Source organism: Thiobacillus thiophilus (assembly GCF_055378705.1).
The window spans coordinates 1,572,192-1,591,510 of sequence record NZ_AP042404.1 but is presented as its reverse complement, the minus strand read 5'-3'; the positions used below and the strand labels follow the sequence as shown (position 1 = coordinate 1,591,510).

Below are 19,319 nucleotides of genomic sequence, written 5' to 3'. Positions count from 1 at the left end.
ATTGGCCAGTTTCGTGGGAGCGGCTTTAGCCGCGATGCGGGCGGTAGCCCGCAAAGGTGGTGCGGCAAGATCCGGTCGAGTATTTACTCTTTGCGCCTGGCGGCGCATCGCGGCTAAAGCCGCTCCCACGGGGTCGCCTGCGAGATGCCGCAGGGTTGGAGCTTCATCGGAGGGGGCAAGGCATGACTTCAACAACCAACAGTGACATAGCGAACTTGAAACTTGAAACCTGTAAGCTTTTTTACCGTTATTTGTTGGCATTGGTCAGTTTCGTGGGAGCGGCTTTAGCCGCGATGCGGGCGGTAGCCCGCAACGATGGTGCGGCAAGACCCTGGCGAGCATTTGCTCTCTGTGCCTTGCGGCGCATCGCGGCTGAAGCCGCTCCCACGGGGCCGCCTGCGGGATACCGCAGGGTAGGGGGCAAGGCATGACTTCAACAACCAACAGTGATATAGCCTAGAGAAAAACGATATGAGAAAAATCCTTGCCGCCGTCGGTATGTCGTTTTCGATTTCATGTGCCTGGTCTATGGGCAAGGACGGGGCCGATCCCTTTGCGGGGCGCGAGGTTCGTACGGCCAATGGGGAGACGACTGTCTTTCGTGGCAAGTCGCCGCGCAGCGACGGGTTGTCGTACCAATATCAGAATATGAAGACGCCATTGCGGGGCAATCTGATCCTATCGGACGTGCTGCTGCCTTCGGATCGCTGGTATTTGTGGAACGGCCAGCCGACGCAACGTTTCGATATTGACAAGCAGACCCCGGAAAACTATCACGAGTCGCATAATCATCATCAAAGCCTTCTCAGCGAGGTGATCAATGCGACCGCCGGGGCGAACGGTATCCCAGTCTGGGGCGACAGCGTTGCTGCAGTCGACGGTGCGAATGTCTGGGGCGGGTTCTTTTCCGCGCGATCGACATGCGACCAAGGCGATCTGATCGGAAAATATCTGCCCAAGAACCTGGATCGCGGCTGCGGCCTGGATTTTGATGCACAGTTGACTGGGCTGGAAGTCGATGTGCTCAACGCCGGCAAACCAGGGGTGTATCCGAACAAGGCCAAGCATGGGGTGCAGATCGTGGGTTTTGGCAATCCAAACGGCCAGGCCATCTCCGTCATTGCGGAGAATTTCGACCGCGAGCCACAGTTCAGGCGCGGACAGTTCGAGTCCATTTTATATGCACAGAACAGCATCCAGCCCAGTTACGGCCGTTTCATCGTGATGGATTTCGAGAAGGCTCACATCGGGCTCGATATGCGCAGGCCGTTGTTTTCCGGCGGCGCTATGGATTACCGCACTGAGGGACCGGGTAGCGGAATACTGCTTAACAGTGGTCGTTCCGGAGAGGTGTACGGCGGCCTGCGCTCGCCCGGCTTCGCCGATCCGCGCCAGTGGCTGTCCATGCGGCTGGGCAATGGCGGTTATAGGGTGGTGTCGAACGACAACATGCGCGAGTTGATGGCGATCGACAACCAGGGCGGGATCTACCTGAATGGCGATGTGTACTTGAATGGCGCCCAAATCAGCGCGGAAAGCCTGACCGATAGGGAGGTGAGGATATCGGTGAAAATGCTGGCGCTGTCCATCCTGACGGGATGTCTGCTCTTGTTGGGCGGCAACATTCTGCTGGTGCGGTATCTCGTTAAGACCACTCTGCGGCGTGGCAGAGCGGCAGAAGCGGCATGATGTCCCGGTCCCTCGTTAGCGTGCTGATGCCCGCCTACAACCATGAGCGTTACGTGGCGGCTGCGGTTGAAAGCGTGCTGAGCCAGACTTATCCGGAGTGGGAACTGATCGTTATTGACGATGCTTCGCAAGATGGCACGTGGGAGGTATTGCAGTCGTTCGAGGATGAGCGTTTGCGCCTCTATCGGCATGATTCCAATCAGGGCGCGCATGCCACGCTCAATGAAGCCCTTGGTATGGCACGTGGGGAGTTTGTCGCGATCATCAATTCGGATGATGTTTTCGCGCCTGCCCGTATCGCAGCCTGTCTGGAAACCTTGCACGACACGGGTGCCGATCTGGTGGGCAGCGACATCGTCCTGATCGACGCCGCTGGCGAGCCGGTGGTCGAGCATTGGTGGGTTCGGGCTTTTTCCGATCTCAAGCGGGTCTGGACAGAGACCGGCGACTGGCATGCCACCATGCTGCATGGCAATCTCTTCATGACGACTTCCAATTGCGTCTTTCGTCGTTCCTGGCTGGAGGCGGTGGGCGATTTCCGGGATCTCCGCTATGTGCTCGACTATGAATGGCTGTTGCGCGGCCTGATCGAGGATAGGCGTTTGGCCTGGCTCGACGCGCCGCTTCTGCATTACCGTCTGCATGAAAGCAATACCATCAGCGAACGGCCGCTGGCCGCCAATCTGGAATGTGCGGCCATGTTGCGCGCCCTTGTCCCGCAATTGCTGGGCGCGAATGCGCTGGAACGTATGCGACTGGAACATCTGACCGCGCAGTGGGCGCGCATCGAGCAATACCAGGGCGAAATCTGGGCGACGCTACGGCATGAGGCGCTGGCGGCGAAGGAGGCAGAACTGTTTCCGCTCATCGCCAGGCAGGTGGAATGGATCGCGGATCGCGACCGCTGGATCGCGGAGCGCGATGGCTGGATTGCCGAGCGTGAGCAGCTCATCGCCCGACAGGTGGAATGGATCGCGGATCGCGACCGCTGGGTATTGGAGCGCGATGCCCGCATTGCGGCGGATCAGGCGGCTCTGGCGCTTTGCCGGGAAGAGAACGCCTTGCTGGAGGCCAGCACGAGTTATCGCCTGGGTAGAAAGCTGACCGCACCGGTACGCTGGTTGCGTGGCTGGCTTGCGCGCTGGCAATGAGCACGCGCCAGCCGAAATGAAAAAACCGATGCGAGTCAAGGATTTCGCGGCCTTGCAAGCTTGGCTGGAAACCCGCCTGGGCGCTATTCGTTGCGTGTCCTTCGATGTCTTCGACACCCTGCTTGCCCGCTGCATCGAGCCGCCAGACGATATCCAGCGCCGGGTTGCCGCACTGCTGGCGGAGAAAATCGGCGGCATTACGCCGGATGCCGCGTTCGAAGCGCGCCGTGCCGTTGAGTGGGAATTGCGCCGCGCCGCCCTGAGCGATGGCCTGGATCACGAATGCCATTTCGATCCGCTGGTAGAAGGCTGGGTTACGCGCCTGGCCGGCCATCCCGACCCTGCGCTGGTCGGCTTTGTCCATCGCACCGAGCGCGAACTGGAATCTCTGGCGCTCACCGCCAAGCCGGGTGCGCTGGCTTTGCTGGAATGGCTGCAGGCGCGCGGTGTGCGTGTGATTGCCGTCTCCGACATGTATCTGAGCCACGACTACCTTGCCGCCTTGCTGGCGGATTGCGGATTGGACGGGTTGCTGGACCGCCTGTATGTCTCGTCCGAGTTTGGGTTGGGCAAATATTCCGGTCGTTTGCATGCCAGGATGCTGGAGCTGGAAGGACAAACGCTGGAAGGGCTGACGCCCGCTCAAGTCGTTCATGTCGGCGACAACCTGGTTCCCGACATGCGCGCCCCCATGCAACTCGGCATACGCGGCATCTATCTCGACGAACGGGCGGAGCGCCTGCGTCGCCGTCGGCAAACCCTGTCTGCCGAGATGGCGGCGCTCGGCGGAGTCTGGCGCGGCCGGCGATTCTTCGAGATTGTCGACTTCCGCATGCGACACGACGCCGCCTGCCAGAGCGCCTGTGAGGACTTCTTCCATCACTACGGTGCCCATGTCCTGGGCCCCGCTTTCAGCGCCTTTTTGCTCGGCCTGGTGGAAAAGATCGGGGCAGTCAAGCCGGACAAACTGTTTTTCCTCGCGCGCGACGGCTACCTGTTTGAAAAGATGTATGCGCGCTGGCGCGTGTTGCAGCCTGACGTCGAGAATTGGCCGGAGCCGGTTTATGTTTACGCCTCGCGTCGTGTCGTCGCGACGGCCTCGGTGGCAGAAGGCCTCAGCCCGGAACAAGCCGTGGTGGCGTTCTACAACCCCAAGCAGCAAGGGCTGTTCTCGGTGCTGAAAACCTTCGGTCTGCCCGCGGAAGATTTTGCCGAGCTGGCGTGCGAACACGGTTTTACCGATCTAACCGAGCCCATGCATGACTGGCGCGATACCCGTCTGCTCGCTTTCCTCGCCGACGAACGCGTGCAGTCGCGTATCCGTCCCATCGGCGAGGCCGCACGTGACCGGCTGCGGCGTTACTTCGAACAGCATGGTTTTTTCGCCTGCGAGCGTGTCGCGCTGGTGGATATCGGCTGGAACGGCACCATCCAGAAATTTCTGCGCGACAGCTTTGGAAGCCGCCCGGATTACCCCGATGTGCATGGCTGGTATTTCTCTTTCGTCGCCGCCATGCACGGTGATTTCGGCATGGGTAACAGTATCGAAGGCTTTATCCAGGATGTGCGCCGCGGTGATCCTTATGAACACGCGCCCATGGATTTCGAGGAAATTTTCGAACAGGGCGCCCGTTCCGGCGAAGGCACCACGCTGGGGTATATCGATGCGGGCGGGCGTGTCGTCCCCGTGCTGAAAGACGACGCGGCATCGGACCGCCAGGGCGAAATTGCCTGCAATTCCCTCATCGCGCGTTTTCAGGCCGGCGTGCTCGACCACTTGACGCACTTTCATGCCGCCTGGAGGCTGACCGGTTATACCCTCGACGACATCAAACCTTATGTCCTCGCCTTGCTGGAGCGCGCCGTGGTTTACCCGACGCGCGAGGAGGTTGCAGAAATCAGCCGCCTCGTCCATACCGAAGACTTCGGCCATGACCACACTCTGGACATGGCTGCCACGCCAGTCGGCTATTTCGACTGGCTGAGACCCCGCAGGCTATACCGCAAGCTCAGGCATCTGCCCTGGAAATATGCCGCTTTTGTCCACTTTTCCTCGACGCTGCCGGCCTGGCTGTTCCGCCTGGTTTGTCTGGCGAACCAGAGAAGGCGCTGATGGAGAAAGCACACATCGGACGCGTGCAGCCTTCCGCGCAATTCTGGATCATGCCCCTTGCCTGCCTGCGGGATGGGGGTTGGGTATGACCGGATTGTTGGATTTGCTGATCATTGGCTCGCCCTACTCGGGATCGACTTTGCTGGCTAATGCCTTGAATGGGCATCGCCTGATTGCCAATGCAGGAGAACTGTCGGCCTGCTTCCCACAATTCGAATTGGGCGTGCAGAATCCATTCTGTCCTCTGTGCGCAGCCAGGAGGCAGCCATGCAAGGTCTGGACACCTGATTTCATCGAGAGCATGCGGCTGGCAGGGCCGAGGCGCGCGCGCGCTCTTTTTCGCCGGGCTGTAGGTCGACCCGTGGTAGTGGACAGTTCCAAATTCCCTGAATGGCTGGATGTGTCCTGGGAGGCCTCAACCCTGGCCAAGACCGTAGTGGTGATTATTTCGCGGAACCCTTTTGCCTATCACGTCAGCAATCGCCGCCGCGTGGCGGCGGCACCAGGCACATCGGCGGCTGAGTGGGTGCACTGCTATGCGAGCGCCCTGGAATGGGTCAAGGTGCATCGGGCTGGTCATTATCTCATCCGTTATGAGGACTTTGCGGTAGATCCAGAACGTGTTCTCGCCGGTTTGATGGAACATGTCGGACTGCCTTGGGATCCGGCGATGCTACGCTTTTGGAAAAATCCCATGCATGCGCTGAATGGCAATGCGGGTGCGTACATGTGGTATCCGGAATTCGAGCGCCGTGCGGAGTTTGAGCGGCCCGAGGATGCGTCTGTAGCGCAGGGGTATGCTGAGCGGGTTTTTGGAGGTTGGTCGGATGAAAAATGGATCGGTGCTCTGGACCAGCGTGAGATTGAAATGATGCAAGCGGGCAAGATCGGGGGGCGTTTGCGTCAATTGTGCGCTGTGCTGGGGTATGACGTTGACTTTCTGGTTGAGCGGGCTGAATGTTCTGCGCGGCCATGACCATACCCAGGACATCGCTGCTGCTTCGATCGACTATTCGGAGCTATTCCGACCTCATCGTCCATACAAAAAACTCAAACCCCAAATATGAAAATTTGCTGCGTTTGCTATCTTCGTCACGTGGCTGCCGGCGTGACTGTTTCGCTGGACCTATTGGCTGAAAACGAGAAAATGACGATGCGAGAAACGCGTATTGGTTTGATCCTGCCCGTCGGGCGGCTTTGGGTCATGAGCATGCCTTTCCGTTTGGCCGCGAAGGCGCCTGGATTCGGGTTCGCCCCCGGTCTGCGGAATTTGCTACGCTACGAAGCACGGCGGGTGTGGCATTGGCTGTATGAACGCGAGCGCCTGGTGTTGGTTGGCCTGCGGCTTGGCGCACGGCTGCGCAAGCGCTGAAGGCAAATGGGAAAAGTTTATCCGTGCTTCGCGTAGGTCGACAAAAAATAAAGGCTCTTTCATCGTTGTTTATTGGTATTGGCCAGTGCCGCAGGGTGCGCTCTGTGCACCGATTGACGCACCGAAGGGTAGGGGCTTCATCAGAGGGGGGCAAGACATGGCTTCAACAATCAACGGTGACATAGCCAAAATAATTTCCATGCCACATATCGATCGCGCGCGCATTGCGGTGCTTATCCCCTGTTACAACGAGGAAGTCGCTGTCGCCCAGGTCGTGCACGGTTTTCGGGAAGCGTTACCCGATGCACGGATATATGTCTTCGACAACAACTCGACCGATGCCACGCGCGCCAATGCCCTTGCCGCCGGAGCCATCGTTCGTCATGTGTCCCGTCCCGGCAAAGGCAACGTGGTCCGGCGCATGTTCGCGGATATCGATGCCGATATCTATGTCCTGGTCGATGGCGACGCGACTTACCATGCGAAGAGTGCCCGAAGCCTGGTCGATACGCTGGTCGAGGAGAATCTCGACATGGTCGTCGGCACGCGCGTGCATGAGCACGAAGAGGCTTACCGTCGCGGCCACCAGTTCGGGAACCGCTGGCTGACCGGGGCGATGACGCGTATTTTCGGCGGCAGCTTCACCGACATGCTTTCCGGCTACCGGGTATTTTCGCGGCGCTTCGCCAAATCGTTTCCGGCAATGTCACGGGGATTCGAGATCGAAACCGAGCTGACCATCCACGCTCTGGAATTGCGTATGCCCTATGCTGAGTTGGCCACGCCCTATGGCGCCCGTCCGGAGGGTTCGACGAGCAAGCTCAGTACTTATTCCGATGGGATACGCATTCTGTCCACCATCATCAAACTCTTTGCCATCGAGCGGCCGTTGCAGTTTTACGGCGCCTTGTCCGGTCTGCTCGCTGCGGTCGCGCTGTTGCTCAGCCTGCCGTTGTTCGTAACCTACATGGAAAGCGGGCTGGTGCCGCGTTTCCCGACGGCCATTCTCAGTACAGGCCTCGTTATGCTCAGCGCGATCGGTTTTGTAACGGGCGTGATTCTCGAAACGGTCACCATAGGCCGCCGTGAGGCCAAGCAATTACGCTATCTGGCGATCGGGTCTCCCTCTTGTTTGTCCGGTGAGGAAGAATCGAGGTGAATCGGGGTGCTTATAGATTTTTCTCGGGCTTTGCGAGTGTTGCGATTGCCCTGTTCGGGTTTGCCTTCGTGCTGCATTCGAGCTACCCGGGCTACCTTAATGGTGACTCGTTGCATCAACTGAAGCAGACGTTTTCCGGCCAGATTGACGACTGGCACTCGCCGACAGTGATTCTGTTGTGGTCGATGCTGCACAAGCTGCTACCCGGTCCGGCTGGCTTCATGGTGTTCAATAATGTGCTGATCTGGATGGCGGCAGCTATCCTGGCGTTGGCTATGCGGCACCGTATCGGCGCCTGGTCCATCCTCCTCGCCGCGGTTCCCTTGTTTCCTGGGCTGTTCAATTACCTCGGAAACGTGCATGTCGATGCCATGCTCGTCGCGTGGCTGATGGCGACAGCCTGCGCGGCCTATATTTCACGGCGGGAAAATATCTCGGCACGTATGCGTCTTGCGATGTGGATCCTGGCCAACCTGTTCATCGTCGCTGCCTTTCTGACCCGACTGAATGCGATTTTTTGCTTGGTGCCACTGCTGCTTTATGCCAATGCGCGGCTCGGCTTGCGTCGGAACCTCTTGCTGTGCGTAGTACTGATCGTGGCCATGCCGGTGCTGTACAAGGCACAAAATGCAGTACTCAAAGTAACCGAAGGCGCTCCTAGCGAGAGTATCAAGGTCTACAATCTGCTTGCTCTTTCATATTACGAGCGTCGTAACCTGTTCCCTGGTAAATGGACTGAACAGCAGTCACGTGACATCGTCAATGCCTGCTATTCCCCAGTGCAATGGGATACCGCATGGGTAGGCCGTTGCCGCTTCATCGTCGATGAATTGAATTGGCAGAAGTTGTGGGGAAATCCAGAACTGACGCGGACCTGGCTGCGTGAAGTGCTGAGCCATCCGGTGGGCTACTTCAGCGTGCTTGCCGCGACGTTCAAAAGAAGCATGTTCGAGCCGAATTCCCGCGCCATGCTTTACAACACCCCGAATCGCTGGAATTGGGGAGTGGCGGACAATCCGCCGCGTCCTTCAACCGAACTTGCCCAGCGTTATATTCGTTCCAAATTCAACGATCAGGCTGGCCGGCCCTGGGTTTATGCGTCGCTCTCCGCCCTGGGTATCGTCCTGCTTTTCAGGACGCGTGCCGTCGCATCCGAGGAAGGGCGTTTCGCGCTCGCCATCCTGACTTCCGGCCTCATCTACCTGCTGACTTATTTTGTATTCAACATCTCGGCGGAGTACCGCTACTTTTACTGGTGCGGTTTTGCCGCCTATATCGGTCTCGTGGTGGCGCTGGCTTCAGCTTCGGCGGGCTTGCGCCGTCGTTCCGCGCAGCAGAGCGAGATGCCGGACAGGGCGCTTCGCATCCCCTCCTTGACGATTGCCGCGCTGGCCGTGGCTTTGGTGGCCTTCCCATACCATCTGCCGACCGAGCGACGCATCGTCACGGTGACACCGCTCGATCTCAAGCCGGTGAGGGTCACCGGCGTCCACAATGCGGCGACACCAAAGTGGATGGGCTTGAATTTCGAGGGCCAGGTCGAGCCGATGGCATGGGTCCGCGAGGGTGCGGGATATCGCTCCATCCAGCCTTACAGACCGTTGGTCGTTGAACTGGAAACGCTGAAGCAGGATGTCGATGTTGTATTGGCGACCGGCCCTGGTATGGGAGCGGTGGCTGTTGAGGAAACGGGATTTTATCGCTGGCTGGATACGTCTGCGGATCAAACCGGCAGCACGACAGTCAGTTTGCCGCCACAGGTTGGTGAGATGCATGACTCGTTGCCATCTCCTGTGAGAAATGTCGCCATGGCCTTGCTGTTCTTCCTGATTTTTCTGGCGATTTTCTGGAAGGTCGGATTGCCTTCTCCTTCGCGGAAACCTGACGCACGATATGCGACGAATGTCGGGGGCCGATATTAACGCCATGCTGAAAGCACTCCGACTGAAGCTGGCGGCCGGTTTGCGGCAGCACCGCTTCGTCAGGTTTTCAATCGTGGGTGGTGTGGGGTTTGCGATCGAAGCGGTCTTGCTGACCTATTTTGCGACCGTGCCTGCTGTCGGGGCAATAAAAGGGCGCGCGATTTCATTTCCGATTGCCGTGATGACGACGTGGTGGTTGAATCGGACGCTGACCTTTCAGTCGAAGAACAATCCGCATCGCGAGAGTTTCCGCTATTTTCTTGTGCAGTCGCTCGGGGCTCTTGTAAACCTCGGGGTGTTCATGGTGCTGGTATCGGCGTTGCCCTGGTTGCGATCGATCCCGGTCGTGCCGTTGTTCATCGCGGCGATTTTCGGGCTGCTCGTGAATTTCGCTCTTTCGAAAAAATACGTATTTGCTCAACATGAAAAAGACTGACGAATTCTCGTATTCAGGGACTGAAAACCTGGAAGTCATGGCCGAGGCGGAAAATTACAATGCTTATCTGGCGTATCTGGTCAAGAAACAGATCGCCGGGGCGGCGCGTGTCGTCGACTTCGGCGCTGGTATCGGCACCTTCGCGCAGCCGTTCCGCGCGGCCGGGCTGGACATTTTGGGGGTGGAGCCGGATAGCGGCCAGCGTCAGCGGTTGCTGGAAAAGGGAATCCCTTGTGTGTCCGATATTTCGGAGGTCGAGGATGGCTGGGCCGATGCGATCTATACCGTGAATGTGCTCGAACACATCGAAGACGATCGCGCGATTCTCCGCACGCTGCATGCGAAACTCAAACCCGGCGGAAAGCTGTTCATCTATGTGCCGGCCTTTCAATTGCTCTACTCCGCAATGGATAAAAAAGTGGGCCATTGCCGGCGGTATGGTCGCGCCGAACTGACGGACAAGGTCAAGGAGGCCGGATTCCGGATCGTCGACTCGCGCTATGCCGATTCACTGGGATTTCTCGCCAGCCTGGTTTACAAGTGGCAAGGCAATGATTCCGGCGATATCAATCGCAGCGCGCTTAAAGCCTATGATCGCTTTGTCTTTCCGCTGAGCAGAACGATCGATGTGCTCGCATCTTCGTTCGTGGGTAAAAATCTCAGCCTCGTCGCCGAAAAGTGACGGCGTGTGGGGATGTCGTCGACGCCACCCGTCCCCGCTGACGCACCATTGGGCGCGTCCAGGACAATAAGGCAGGGTTTACTGAAGACACCCCTCAATGGCACTGGTCTGGCCGTTTGAGTATTTATCCGTGCATTTGTCCTTTTCCCGGATATACGCACGGGCATTCGGGTTGGTTGAGTAGCAATACCCAAACACGGTGGCGGTTCCGGTTTGGCTGCTTGAATCGGGCGCATTTTTATCGTTGAATACAAAGGTTTTCACTGCCTGGTTTTCATACAACGCATAGGAGAACATGTCGGCGGTGCTGAAAATTCTGTCCGGGTAGGGCGTCTGGGTGCTGATTGCATTGTCCAGGGTCGATGACTGGGACATGGCCAGGTCGGTGTAGCCCGAATTCACATCCAGGATCAGCTGGAAGACATCGCAATTCTCTCCCGCCAGGATTTTGTCGCCTTTGCCGTTAAGTGGCTGGCCATAAAGATAGATGGCGTCCCTGAGCGCCAGGCTGACCGTGTTACCTGTTCCATCGCCGCTGCCGTTGTCATTGACTGTACAGGATGTCGTATGCTTGTCCGAATACGTGTTGGTGCAACTGTCCTTCTGCTGGAAATAGATGTGGGCTGTCGGCTTGGTCGAGTAGCAGTAGCCGAAGATGGTCGCGCTGCCGATCTGGGCCGATGAGGATGGATTATTCTTGTCGTTGAACACGAAGGTCTTCACCGGTTGATCCTGGTACAGCGCGTAGGCGAACATGGCGTCAGCGTTCTGGATGGTGTCCGGGTAGGCGGTCTGTGTGCCGATGGCGTTGGTCAATGTATTGCTCTGGCCCATGGCAAGGTCGGTGTAGCCCGATGTGACATCAAGGACCAGTTGGAACACGTCACAATCTACGCCTGCGAGAATTTTGTCGCCGCTACCATCAAGGGGTTGGTTATAAAGATAGATGGCATCGCGCAGCGTCATGGCGCTTGGTTGGGCCGCGGGTAAGGCGGCAGCTACTGCCGCCGCCGCATCCAGAATTCCCGCGCCGCAAGTGGTTGTGGTGCAGTTGCACTGGTCTACGGTGTCGCCCGGTACTGTGACGTCCGGGCAGGTTGACAGGGTGTTATCGGTTGGGAAGGCGCGGGCAGACTGCTTGATGCGCGCGATGACGTCCGCCGGGGTCAGCGCCGGGTTCACCGAGAGCATCAGCGCGGCCACGCCAGCCGCCTGGGGCGCAGAAAAGCTGGTCCCGGCGTTGTAATTGTATGCATCGGTGTAGCCGTTCGCTGCCGGGCTGGTCGCGCCCAGGTTGGTTGTAGTATCGATGCTGTAAAGGCAGGGGCCATAGGAATTAACACAGTTGCCTGCCGGGGCGCTGACTGAAACCTCAGGTCCGAAGCTGCTGTAGCCGACTTTGGTGCCCACATGGCGCACACCGGCGACCGTCAGTATGCCGGCACAGTTTCCGGGGGCGCTCACTGGCCCTGATTCGTTGCCGGCCACCGCCACCACGAGCGTATCCTTACCTGCCAGTTCTGCGATGACGTCCGCATAGGCGAAGGTGCAACCGCCGCTACCGCCCAAACTAAGGTTGATGATCCTGGCCGGATTGGGGTTGTTTGGGACACCAGGCACCGACAGCCCCGCTGCCCAGCGCATGCCTGCTATGATGTCCGAGTCGAACCCGCCGCATTTCCCGAGCACGCGCACCGGCAGAATCTTTGCGCCCCAACTCGTCCCGGCGATGCCGACTGAGTTGTTGCCTGCCGCGCCGACAATGCCCGCAACCCGGGTGCCATGCCAGCTACTGTTATAAGGAACGAGTTCGCTGCCGCACACTGCCTGCAAGTCTGGATCTTCGGTATCCGAGGCCAAAATGAAGTCTCCGGGATCGCTTGCATCCATGTCGCGGCCATCGCCGTCTCCTGCGTTCGGCGCGTCGGATATGAAGTCATACCCGGGCAAAAGCTTGGCGTACAGGTCTGGATGATCGAAACGCACGCCTGTGTCGACCACCGCCACCACAATATTCGACGAGCCGGTGGTCTGATCCCATGACTCGGTCGCGTGGATTGACGCCGCCTCAGTGGCCTGTAGATACCATTGACCCGAAAACAGGGGATCATTGGGCAGCGAGTGGGCAGTGCGAAGGCGGTCTGGAATTGCGTACTCCACGTCGGCTTCCTGGCTGAGACGCGATGCCAGTGCTTCGGAGGAAACGCCGGCGGCACGGATCACGTGGGCCAGTGCGTTGATGTGCCGTCCGGAACGCAAGACCAGGCCGAGGCGTGCGGATAGGCTCGATGTCCGGTCGAGCGACAGCGCCTGCCTGGGTGCGTCGGGCGTCTGCCTGTATTTCACGATGACGCGCCCTTCTTCAGCTGGGCTGCTGTCCGCATGAACGCCGGACACAAGGAACAAGGCAAGGATGGGGAGTAGGCGTTTTAGCATCATGGTTGCATTTGAAGCGGCTTGCGCAATCGATCAGGGGAAATATCCAGCACAGCGGGATCCTTGCGCAGCGCGCGTATCGCCGCATCGCAGGGCGGGGCGCCCACTGGGCAGGTAAGCACATAAGTGTGGAGCTTCGGGGATACAGATGCCACATAGTGGATTGAGGCATTGGATATCCTCTCCAGCCTCGACAGCAGGTCGGGCGCGGCGCCGTCGACTGGTTTTTTGAACTCGATCAGGATCCTGGATGTTGCCGGCAAGGCGGCAGGGGATGATGAGCAAGCCCCAGCCCCGAACAGGACACAAATAGAACCTGCCGCCAGCAAGCGCGACAGCCATGATGTTGCGACTGGAGGACGACGAAAGCTTTCAATTTTCATTAGTGTAAAAAATAGGCTATGTCACTGTTGGTTGTTGAAGTCATGTCTTGCCCCCTCCGATGAAGCCCCTACCCTTCGGCAGGCCGCTTCTACGGCGCTGGCCAATACCAATAAAAAACGATGAACGGAGCCAAAAAACAGCCACGTCGGGAAGCCAGGATTGTAGTGAGTATTCCCCCTTTTATGCCAAGTATGACCTGATGCGGGCTAATGGGTAAAGATATGCAGCCATCGATATGGCAGTCATTTCGTGGTGACGACAGCCGGCAGCAGCGATCTTGGCTAAGCTGGATATCCGGCGGAGGATATTTAACCGAGAGCATTGGTGTCGCAAATGGACTGCGGCAGCAAACCGTTTAATGCCCTGCTTCCTGGGGATTAGCTCGATATCCCAGAATCGGTAAAATACGTGTCCCCATGCCCAATACCCACACCTCCCCTCTCGTAAGCGTGCTGATGCCCGCCTACAACCACGCGTCCTATGTGCGGGCAGCAGTGGAGAGCGTGCTGGGGCAGACGTATGGCAATCTTGAACTCATCGCCATCGACGATGCCTCGTCCGACGCTACGTGGGATGTTTTGCAGTCGTTCGAGGATGAGCGTTTGCGCCGCTATCGGCATGACGCCAACCAGGGTGCGCATGCCACGTTGAACGAGGCTATGGGGCTGGCGCAAGGGGTGTTCATCGCCATTATTAATTCGGATGATGTTTTCGCCGCTAACAGGATTGATCGGATGTTGGCGGAGGCACGCGCCTCGGGTGAGAAAGAGGTATTTGCCTTCACCGATATCGATTTCATCGGGCCAGCGGGTGAGCCGGCCAACGTACACTCACGTGCGCTTGCTTATCGGGATTTGCAGGCAACATGTGATTTGCTCATGCCGGGGGTGTGGTTTCTGGCCGGTAATCCAGCCATCACCACCTCCAATTTCTTCCTTTCCAGGGCGCTGGCGAATGAGGTGGGCGCATTCGCACCCTTACGTTATACCCATGACTGGGACTGGGTGTTGCGGGCGCAAGAACGTACCTCGCCGATCTGGATCAGGGAAAGCTTGTTAGGTTATAGGGTCCATGCGGCCAACACCCTGTCCGAGGACGATGCCTGGCGGCACATCCATGAAAATTCCCATGTGCAGTCCAGGGCGCTGACATCGCGGTCGATCGGGTCGGGTGCCGAAAACGCGGCATTCCAAATCTGCCTGGCATTGCTGAAGAACGAGAGTTTTCATCCGCTTCCGCTGCTTTTTTATCTCATCCACAGACTTGCCGGCGTGCCGAACAGCCGAATGGAGGCGCTGACATCGGGGCAGGGCGGAACCTGGTTAATGCAGAAAATCGCCGAGAGGTCGGCGTCTCCGGAGGGGATTTTCCACTCGGTTCGTCAACTGGCCGAGCGTGAGCAAACCAGCATGGCGCAAGACCGGCTGATCGAGGAACGCTTCGAGATCATTCAACGGATGGGCAGCGAGATTGCCAACCGGGACCAGGTTATTGCCGGTCAGGCCGAGCTGATCGAGGAACGCTGGCGTGTCATGACGCACATGACTCAAGAGATCGCAAATCGCGATGACTGGATTGCCGACCTGCAGGCCAGGTTGGGTGAATCGGAGCGGGTGCTGGTTACCCGCGAGGGCGAGCTTGCCGGTCTGTACGCCGATCGTTTCGTGCGAATGGCGCTGTTCGTTCGCCGCAGGTGGATTGGATTGCGAAGCTGGCTTATACGATAATGTCCGGCTTACTGATGCCCCGTCCTGCGGCGGGTTCCCGGCGTTCCCGTGACGATAGTCGATCGTGAAGGAAAATACACACAACATGGCACCTAGATCCCTGAAGTTCAGGCAATACACGCATAACCGTTATTGGTGGCATCGTGCGCCCGCGACCGATTATGTCCCGATTCCCTACAGCTTCCTGGACGATGCTGAGTGGGCGATCATGGAGTCCTGGTTCGATGAGACGGAAAAAAAATTCAAAAGCACGGGGGAGGCGAATGTGCCGCCCTTGTCCCTGCTGATTGGCCTGATCTCCGGCAGCGCGATCAGCCGGGTCGTGCAGTGCGGCCATTATGTCGGCTACTCTACCCTGCTGCTCGGTTTCCTGATGCGCAAGATGGGCAAGAGGGGCGGTCTCTATTCGGTGGATATTGACGCTTCCGTGACCAATTACGCCGCAGAATGGGTCAAGAAGGCGGGGCTCGATGACTACGTCAGGCTCGATGTGGCGGATTCCGCCGACCCGAAGGGGCCCGGCAGGGTGCTGGCCCATTTCGGCAACCAACCGCCCCAACTGGTGTTCATCGACTCCAGCCATCAGTACGAGCACACGCTCAAGGAACTGGACCTCTGGTACGGGCAGTTGCCCCAGGGCGGCCTGATCGTCCTGCACGATACCAGTCGCTTCGCCGCGGCCTTTGATTCGACCGGCCGGGGCGGAGTATTCCGCGCGGTCAGCGAGTGGTGCGCGGTCAGGGGCGTGTCCAGCCTGATGCTGAACTCCTTTGTTGCGGGTGGGTCACCAGGCGATTACCCCTATCTGGACGGGTGCGGGCTAACGATCATCCAAAAGAATCTGTAAGGCGATGGATTCTTGATGACAACCATCGCCTGGCTGATTCCCAGCCTTCTCGAAGGGTCGGGTGGGCACCGGACCATACTCCAGCATGCGGACTATCTTCGGCAGCGTGGCCATCGGTGCATGCTCTACGTCGAGGACAATGGCGCAATGTCCGGATCGTCCTTGAGGAAAACGATTCGGCAGATGTTCGGCTTCGATTTCGAGGACGTGCGCCTCGGTTGGTCGGGCGTTAAACCGGCTGACATGGTATTCGCCACAATCTGGTATTCGGCGCGTTTTGTGCGTGATCTGCCGTTCGAGACCATCCGGTGCTATTTCGTGCAGGATTTCGAAGCCCAGTTCAATCCGATGGGCGATGCTTATCTGATGGCGGAAAACTCATATCGCTATGGCTTGTATCCCATCACCATTGGCCGCTGGATGACGGCCATGCTTGGGAATGAATTCAAAGTCGAATCTACTTATTTTGATTTTTGCGCGGACTTGGGGCTGTATCGCCGATTGCCGGATGTGCAGCGTGAGAAGGCCATTTGTTTCATCTACCAACCGGAAAAATTCAGACGCTGTCCGGAATTGGGCATCGAGGCTCTGGGCATCGTGAAACATTTCATGCCGGATGTGAAGATCTACCTCTATGGTTCCCGGTCTGCCGGCCGGGTTTGGTTTGCGCACGAAAATCTCGGATTGTTGAGTTTGGAGGAGTGTAATCGGCTGTATAACCGATGCACGGTTGGGCTATGCATCAGTGCCACCAATCCATCCAGAATTCCTTTTGAGATGATGGCCGCAGGGTTGCCGGTGGTGGAGGTTTATCGCGAGAACACCCTCTACGATTTTCCCGAAGAGGCCATTCTGCTGTGCGAGCCGACCCCTGAGTCCCTGGCGAAGGGATTGATGGAACGGTTATCCAGTCAGAAGGACGCCGAGGTGGGCGGGCAGGCGGGGACCCGTTTTATGCAGGCGCGGCCCATTGGGCATGGTCTCGAGCAGTTTTATTCCGGGGTTGAGGTGCTGTTGGCAGGCGGCAAGCCCCCTAAACGTGTAGTTGGGCCGATGTACAGGCAGCCTTGCCTGGTCGCCGAGGCGAACTCGCAACAATGGGCGAGTGACGGGTCAGCGGCCAGAATGCCGTTACCGGATTACGGTCGCCTTTCTTTCCTGCCCCCGGTTCCGCGCCGAATTATCCGGTTTTTGTATTACGGCCTGAGACGGCTTCGACGTCTTCTGTTATGACCGGGACTTGTTCTTCCCCGCATTGTGCCGAGGGATCCCTTGTTCCCTGCCATGAAGCAGCTGGACGCCAGGTAAAATATGAACTGCTCACAGTCGATGTCTGGGATACGCTGCTGCGACGTCGATGTCACCCCGACGGGGTGAAACTGCACGTCTGTCGTTACCTGTTGTTGCAATGGGGCGACCGGCTGGATCCAGTGTACCGCGATCCATGGGTACTGCTTCACCTGCGGCAGCAGGCGGAAAAGGAGATTGGCGACGAGAAGCGGGCGCTGGGGTTCGATGACGAATATGGACATCTGAGTGTCTATCGCCGCTGGCTTGATCTGGCTGGTTTTGAGTTTGGCGGGCAAGTGCCGGTCCTGTTGGAGAATCTTTTGTTCGAGCTGGATCGAGCAGAAATAGGCCAGGAAAAACAGGTTTCCTATGTCGACCCGAACATTGGCGAAGCATTGCGCCAGCTGTCCGTCAAACGTACGCTGTTCCTGTCCGATTTTTACTTGCCCGCAACCGCCATCAAGGAGTTGTTGAGCCACCATGGTCTCGATGAAATCGTCAGCGATGGCATGGTGTCGTGCGATGTTGGATACAACAAGCGTTCCGGGCGGCTCTATCGCCACCTTAGGGAATACTTTGGCGTTTCCGCCGATGGGTATTTGCACATCGGCGATAACCCGTGGTCGGATGTCAAGGTTGCGCAGGAGTCCGGCATCAACGCCATGCATTTTCAGCCCGATGGAGAACACCGCCGACGTTTGGCACGGGAGGCCGATTTCCACGACCGTCAGGAAACTTTGAGAAATGCGGTAGAAGCCCTGTCTCGCCAGGCGCTTCCTGCCAATGTTGAACGGCACGATTACTATCAGTTAGGTCGTCAATGCTCCCCGTTGCTGCTCGGGTTTGTGCTCATGGCCATGGAGCGTGCGGTATCCGATAAGGTCGAGGCGCTCTACTTCCTTACCCGCGAGGGCGAGTTTTTCCTGGAAATCTACCGCCGACTGGCTGATGGGGACGTGCTCGGTTTCACGCCGCCTCGGGCGGAGTTGCTGATGGTGAGCCGCTTGGCGACCTTCGCGGGCTCCTTGAGAGAGTTCTCGACGACCGAGCTGATGCGTCTATGGAACCAGTACAGCGTGCAGTCCCTGCAGGCCTTGTTCAAGTCGTTGGCGATGGACCCGGTCGAGTTGGCGGCGAGTGCCGAGCGGCACGGCCTTGATATGGTCGGCCCCATCCGCTACCCCTGGCAAGATCCAAGAGTCAAAGCTTTCTTCGACGACCCCGATGTACGAATTCGTATCGAGCGCCACCTCGCGGCGAAACGGAAGGACTTGCGGGCTTATCTTGCTTCTGCCGGCATCGATGAAGGAAGCGGGCGAATCGGTATTGTGGATATCGGTTGGCGTGGCACGATCCAGGATAATCTGGCCTATGCCCTGCCTGAGCTGAAGGTGCTTGGTTATTATCTGGGGCTGAACCGTTTCCTGAATGCACAGCCGGAAAATGTCGGGAAAAATGCCTACGGCCCGGATCTGAACGAGTCGGATGCCTTGGGCGCGCTTCTGGACTACGTGGCCCCGATCGAGATGCTGTGCAATTCGTCCAACGGTAGTGTCGATGGGTATGAATCGACCGCTCACGGCGTGAAAGTGATACGTCACGTCGATGATGAGGAAAATCGGGTCCACGCGGAATATGTCCGGCATTTTCAGGCCGGGGTTCTGGACTCGGTGCCTTACTGGGCCGACTTCCTGCGTACCCATGCTTATTCCAGCGCCGAACTGCGGCCCATGGCCATGGAAATCTGGAATCGGATTATTTATCACCCGTCTCCTTTACTGACCGGGGCATTCTTTCAGTTGAACCACAACGAGGTTTTTGGTGTCGGTGGCTTCATGGACAAGCGCCGGACGATAGGAATCGGGGATGTATTGCGGGCCTTCGTTTCGAGAGAAGGCCGGATAAGGCTGCAAGGCTACCTGTCAGGTTCCGGCTGGACGCCGGGTTTGGTGAGATGCCCGGATGTGCCCTGGTATTTACGCGCGGTGTTACGGCTGCTTTTGCTTGGGCACAAGTACAAGCGGAGGCTGGTCAATAAATTCGCGGCTTGATTCCGGGGGGTAAAGCGGCAATCTACGCGTCCCGGATCGCCACTTAACCATCAGGGGGGT

Annotated in this window: 15 protein-coding genes; 13 read left to right on the top strand and 2 right to left on the bottom strand. The window is 58.1% G+C overall.

The window, feature by feature from the left end; all coding sequences use genetic code 11:
* Nucleotides 1-471 precede the first annotated feature (471 nt).
* The 9 genes from ACZ41T_RS07805 (at nucleotide 472) to ACZ41T_RS07765 (ending at nucleotide 10,524) form a co-directional block, all read left to right on the top strand.
* Nucleotides 472-1,689 carry a hypothetical protein gene (locus ACZ41T_RS07805; RefSeq protein ID WP_464923897.1) on the top strand — a complete coding sequence of 406 codons (1,218 nt, stop codon included), beginning with the start codon at nucleotides 472-474 and terminating at the stop codon, nucleotides 1,687-1,689.
* On the top strand, nucleotides 1,686-2,840 hold the full coding sequence (locus ACZ41T_RS07800; protein ID WP_464923896.1) for a glycosyltransferase family 2 protein: 1,155 nt from the start codon (nucleotides 1,686-1,688) through the stop codon (nucleotides 2,838-2,840). The genes ACZ41T_RS07805 and ACZ41T_RS07800 overlap by 4 nt, the downstream gene beginning before the upstream one ends.
* Nucleotides 2,841-2,934: 94 nt before the next feature.
* Entirely contained in the window at nucleotides 2,935-4,953 is a 2,019-nt protein-coding gene (locus ACZ41T_RS07795) for an HAD family hydrolase (protein WP_464923895.1), read from the top strand.
* Between the two features lie 85 nt (nucleotides 4,954-5,038).
* The gene (locus ACZ41T_RS07790) at nucleotides 5,039-5,929 is read left to right on the top strand and encodes a sulfotransferase (RefSeq protein ID WP_464923894.1); all 891 of its coding nucleotides are present in this window, start codon (nucleotides 5,039-5,041) and stop codon (nucleotides 5,927-5,929) included.
* A gap of 132 nt (nucleotides 5,930-6,061) precedes the next feature.
* Nucleotides 6,062-6,325, top strand: coding sequence for a hypothetical protein (locus ACZ41T_RS07785; RefSeq protein WP_464923893.1), 264 nt, complete (start codon nucleotides 6,062-6,064; stop codon nucleotides 6,323-6,325).
* Nucleotides 6,326-6,482: 157 nt separating this feature from the next.
* Nucleotides 6,483-7,484: a glycosyltransferase family 2 protein gene (locus tag ACZ41T_RS07780; RefSeq protein WP_464923892.1), complete on the top strand. Its 1,002-nt coding sequence runs from the start codon at nucleotides 6,483-6,485 to the stop codon at nucleotides 7,482-7,484.
* A complete protein-coding gene (locus ACZ41T_RS07775) occupies nucleotides 7,481-9,406 on the top strand; it encodes a hypothetical protein (protein ID WP_464923891.1) in 1,926 nt (641 codons plus the stop codon). Before ACZ41T_RS07780 ends, ACZ41T_RS07775 begins: the two co-directional genes overlap by 4 nt.
* A 4-nt stretch (nucleotides 9,407-9,410) precedes the next feature.
* Complete coding sequence (locus ACZ41T_RS07770) at nucleotides 9,411-9,842, top strand: GtrA family protein (protein ID WP_464923890.1); 432 nt, start codon at nucleotides 9,411-9,413, stop codon at nucleotides 9,840-9,842.
* Entirely contained in the window at nucleotides 9,829-10,524 is a 696-nt protein-coding gene (locus ACZ41T_RS07765; RefSeq protein ID WP_464923889.1) for a class I SAM-dependent methyltransferase, read from the top strand. Before ACZ41T_RS07770 ends, ACZ41T_RS07765 begins: the two co-directional genes overlap by 14 nt.
* A 78-nt stretch (nucleotides 10,525-10,602) precedes the next feature.
* Here ACZ41T_RS07765 and ACZ41T_RS07760 read toward each other — a convergent pair whose 3' ends face one another.
* Nucleotides 10,603-12,963: a S8 family peptidase gene (locus ACZ41T_RS07760; protein ID WP_464923888.1), complete on the bottom strand. Its 2,361-nt coding sequence runs from the start codon at nucleotides 12,961-12,963 to the stop codon at nucleotides 10,603-10,605.
* Entirely contained in the window at nucleotides 12,960-13,343 is a 384-nt protein-coding gene (locus ACZ41T_RS07755; protein ID WP_464923887.1) for a hypothetical protein, read from the bottom strand. The genes ACZ41T_RS07760 and ACZ41T_RS07755 overlap by 4 nt, the downstream gene beginning before the upstream one ends.
* A gap of 456 nt (nucleotides 13,344-13,799) precedes the next feature.
* Between ACZ41T_RS07755 and ACZ41T_RS07750 the strand changes: the two genes are divergently transcribed.
* The 4 genes from ACZ41T_RS07750 (at nucleotide 13,800) to ACZ41T_RS07735 (ending at nucleotide 19,259) form a co-directional block, all read left to right on the top strand.
* Nucleotides 13,800-15,071, top strand: coding sequence for a glycosyltransferase family 2 protein (locus ACZ41T_RS07750; protein ID WP_464923886.1), 1,272 nt, complete (start codon nucleotides 13,800-13,802; stop codon nucleotides 15,069-15,071).
* Nucleotides 15,072-15,156: 85 nt separating this feature from the next.
* Nucleotides 15,157-15,918, top strand: coding sequence for a class I SAM-dependent methyltransferase (locus ACZ41T_RS07745; protein WP_464923885.1), 762 nt, complete (start codon nucleotides 15,157-15,159; stop codon nucleotides 15,916-15,918).
* A gap of 15 nt (nucleotides 15,919-15,933) precedes the next feature.
* Nucleotides 15,934-17,151, top strand: coding sequence for a rhamnosyltransferase WsaF family glycosyltransferase (locus ACZ41T_RS07740; RefSeq protein ID WP_464923884.1), 1,218 nt, complete (start codon nucleotides 15,934-15,936; stop codon nucleotides 17,149-17,151).
* Nucleotides 17,152-17,291: 140 nt separating this feature from the next.
* Nucleotides 17,292-19,259, top strand: a complete 1,968-nt coding sequence (locus tag ACZ41T_RS07735) for a hypothetical protein (RefSeq protein ID WP_464923883.1) — start codon at nucleotides 17,292-17,294, stop codon at nucleotides 19,257-19,259.
* Nucleotides 19,260-19,319 lie beyond the last annotated feature (60 nt).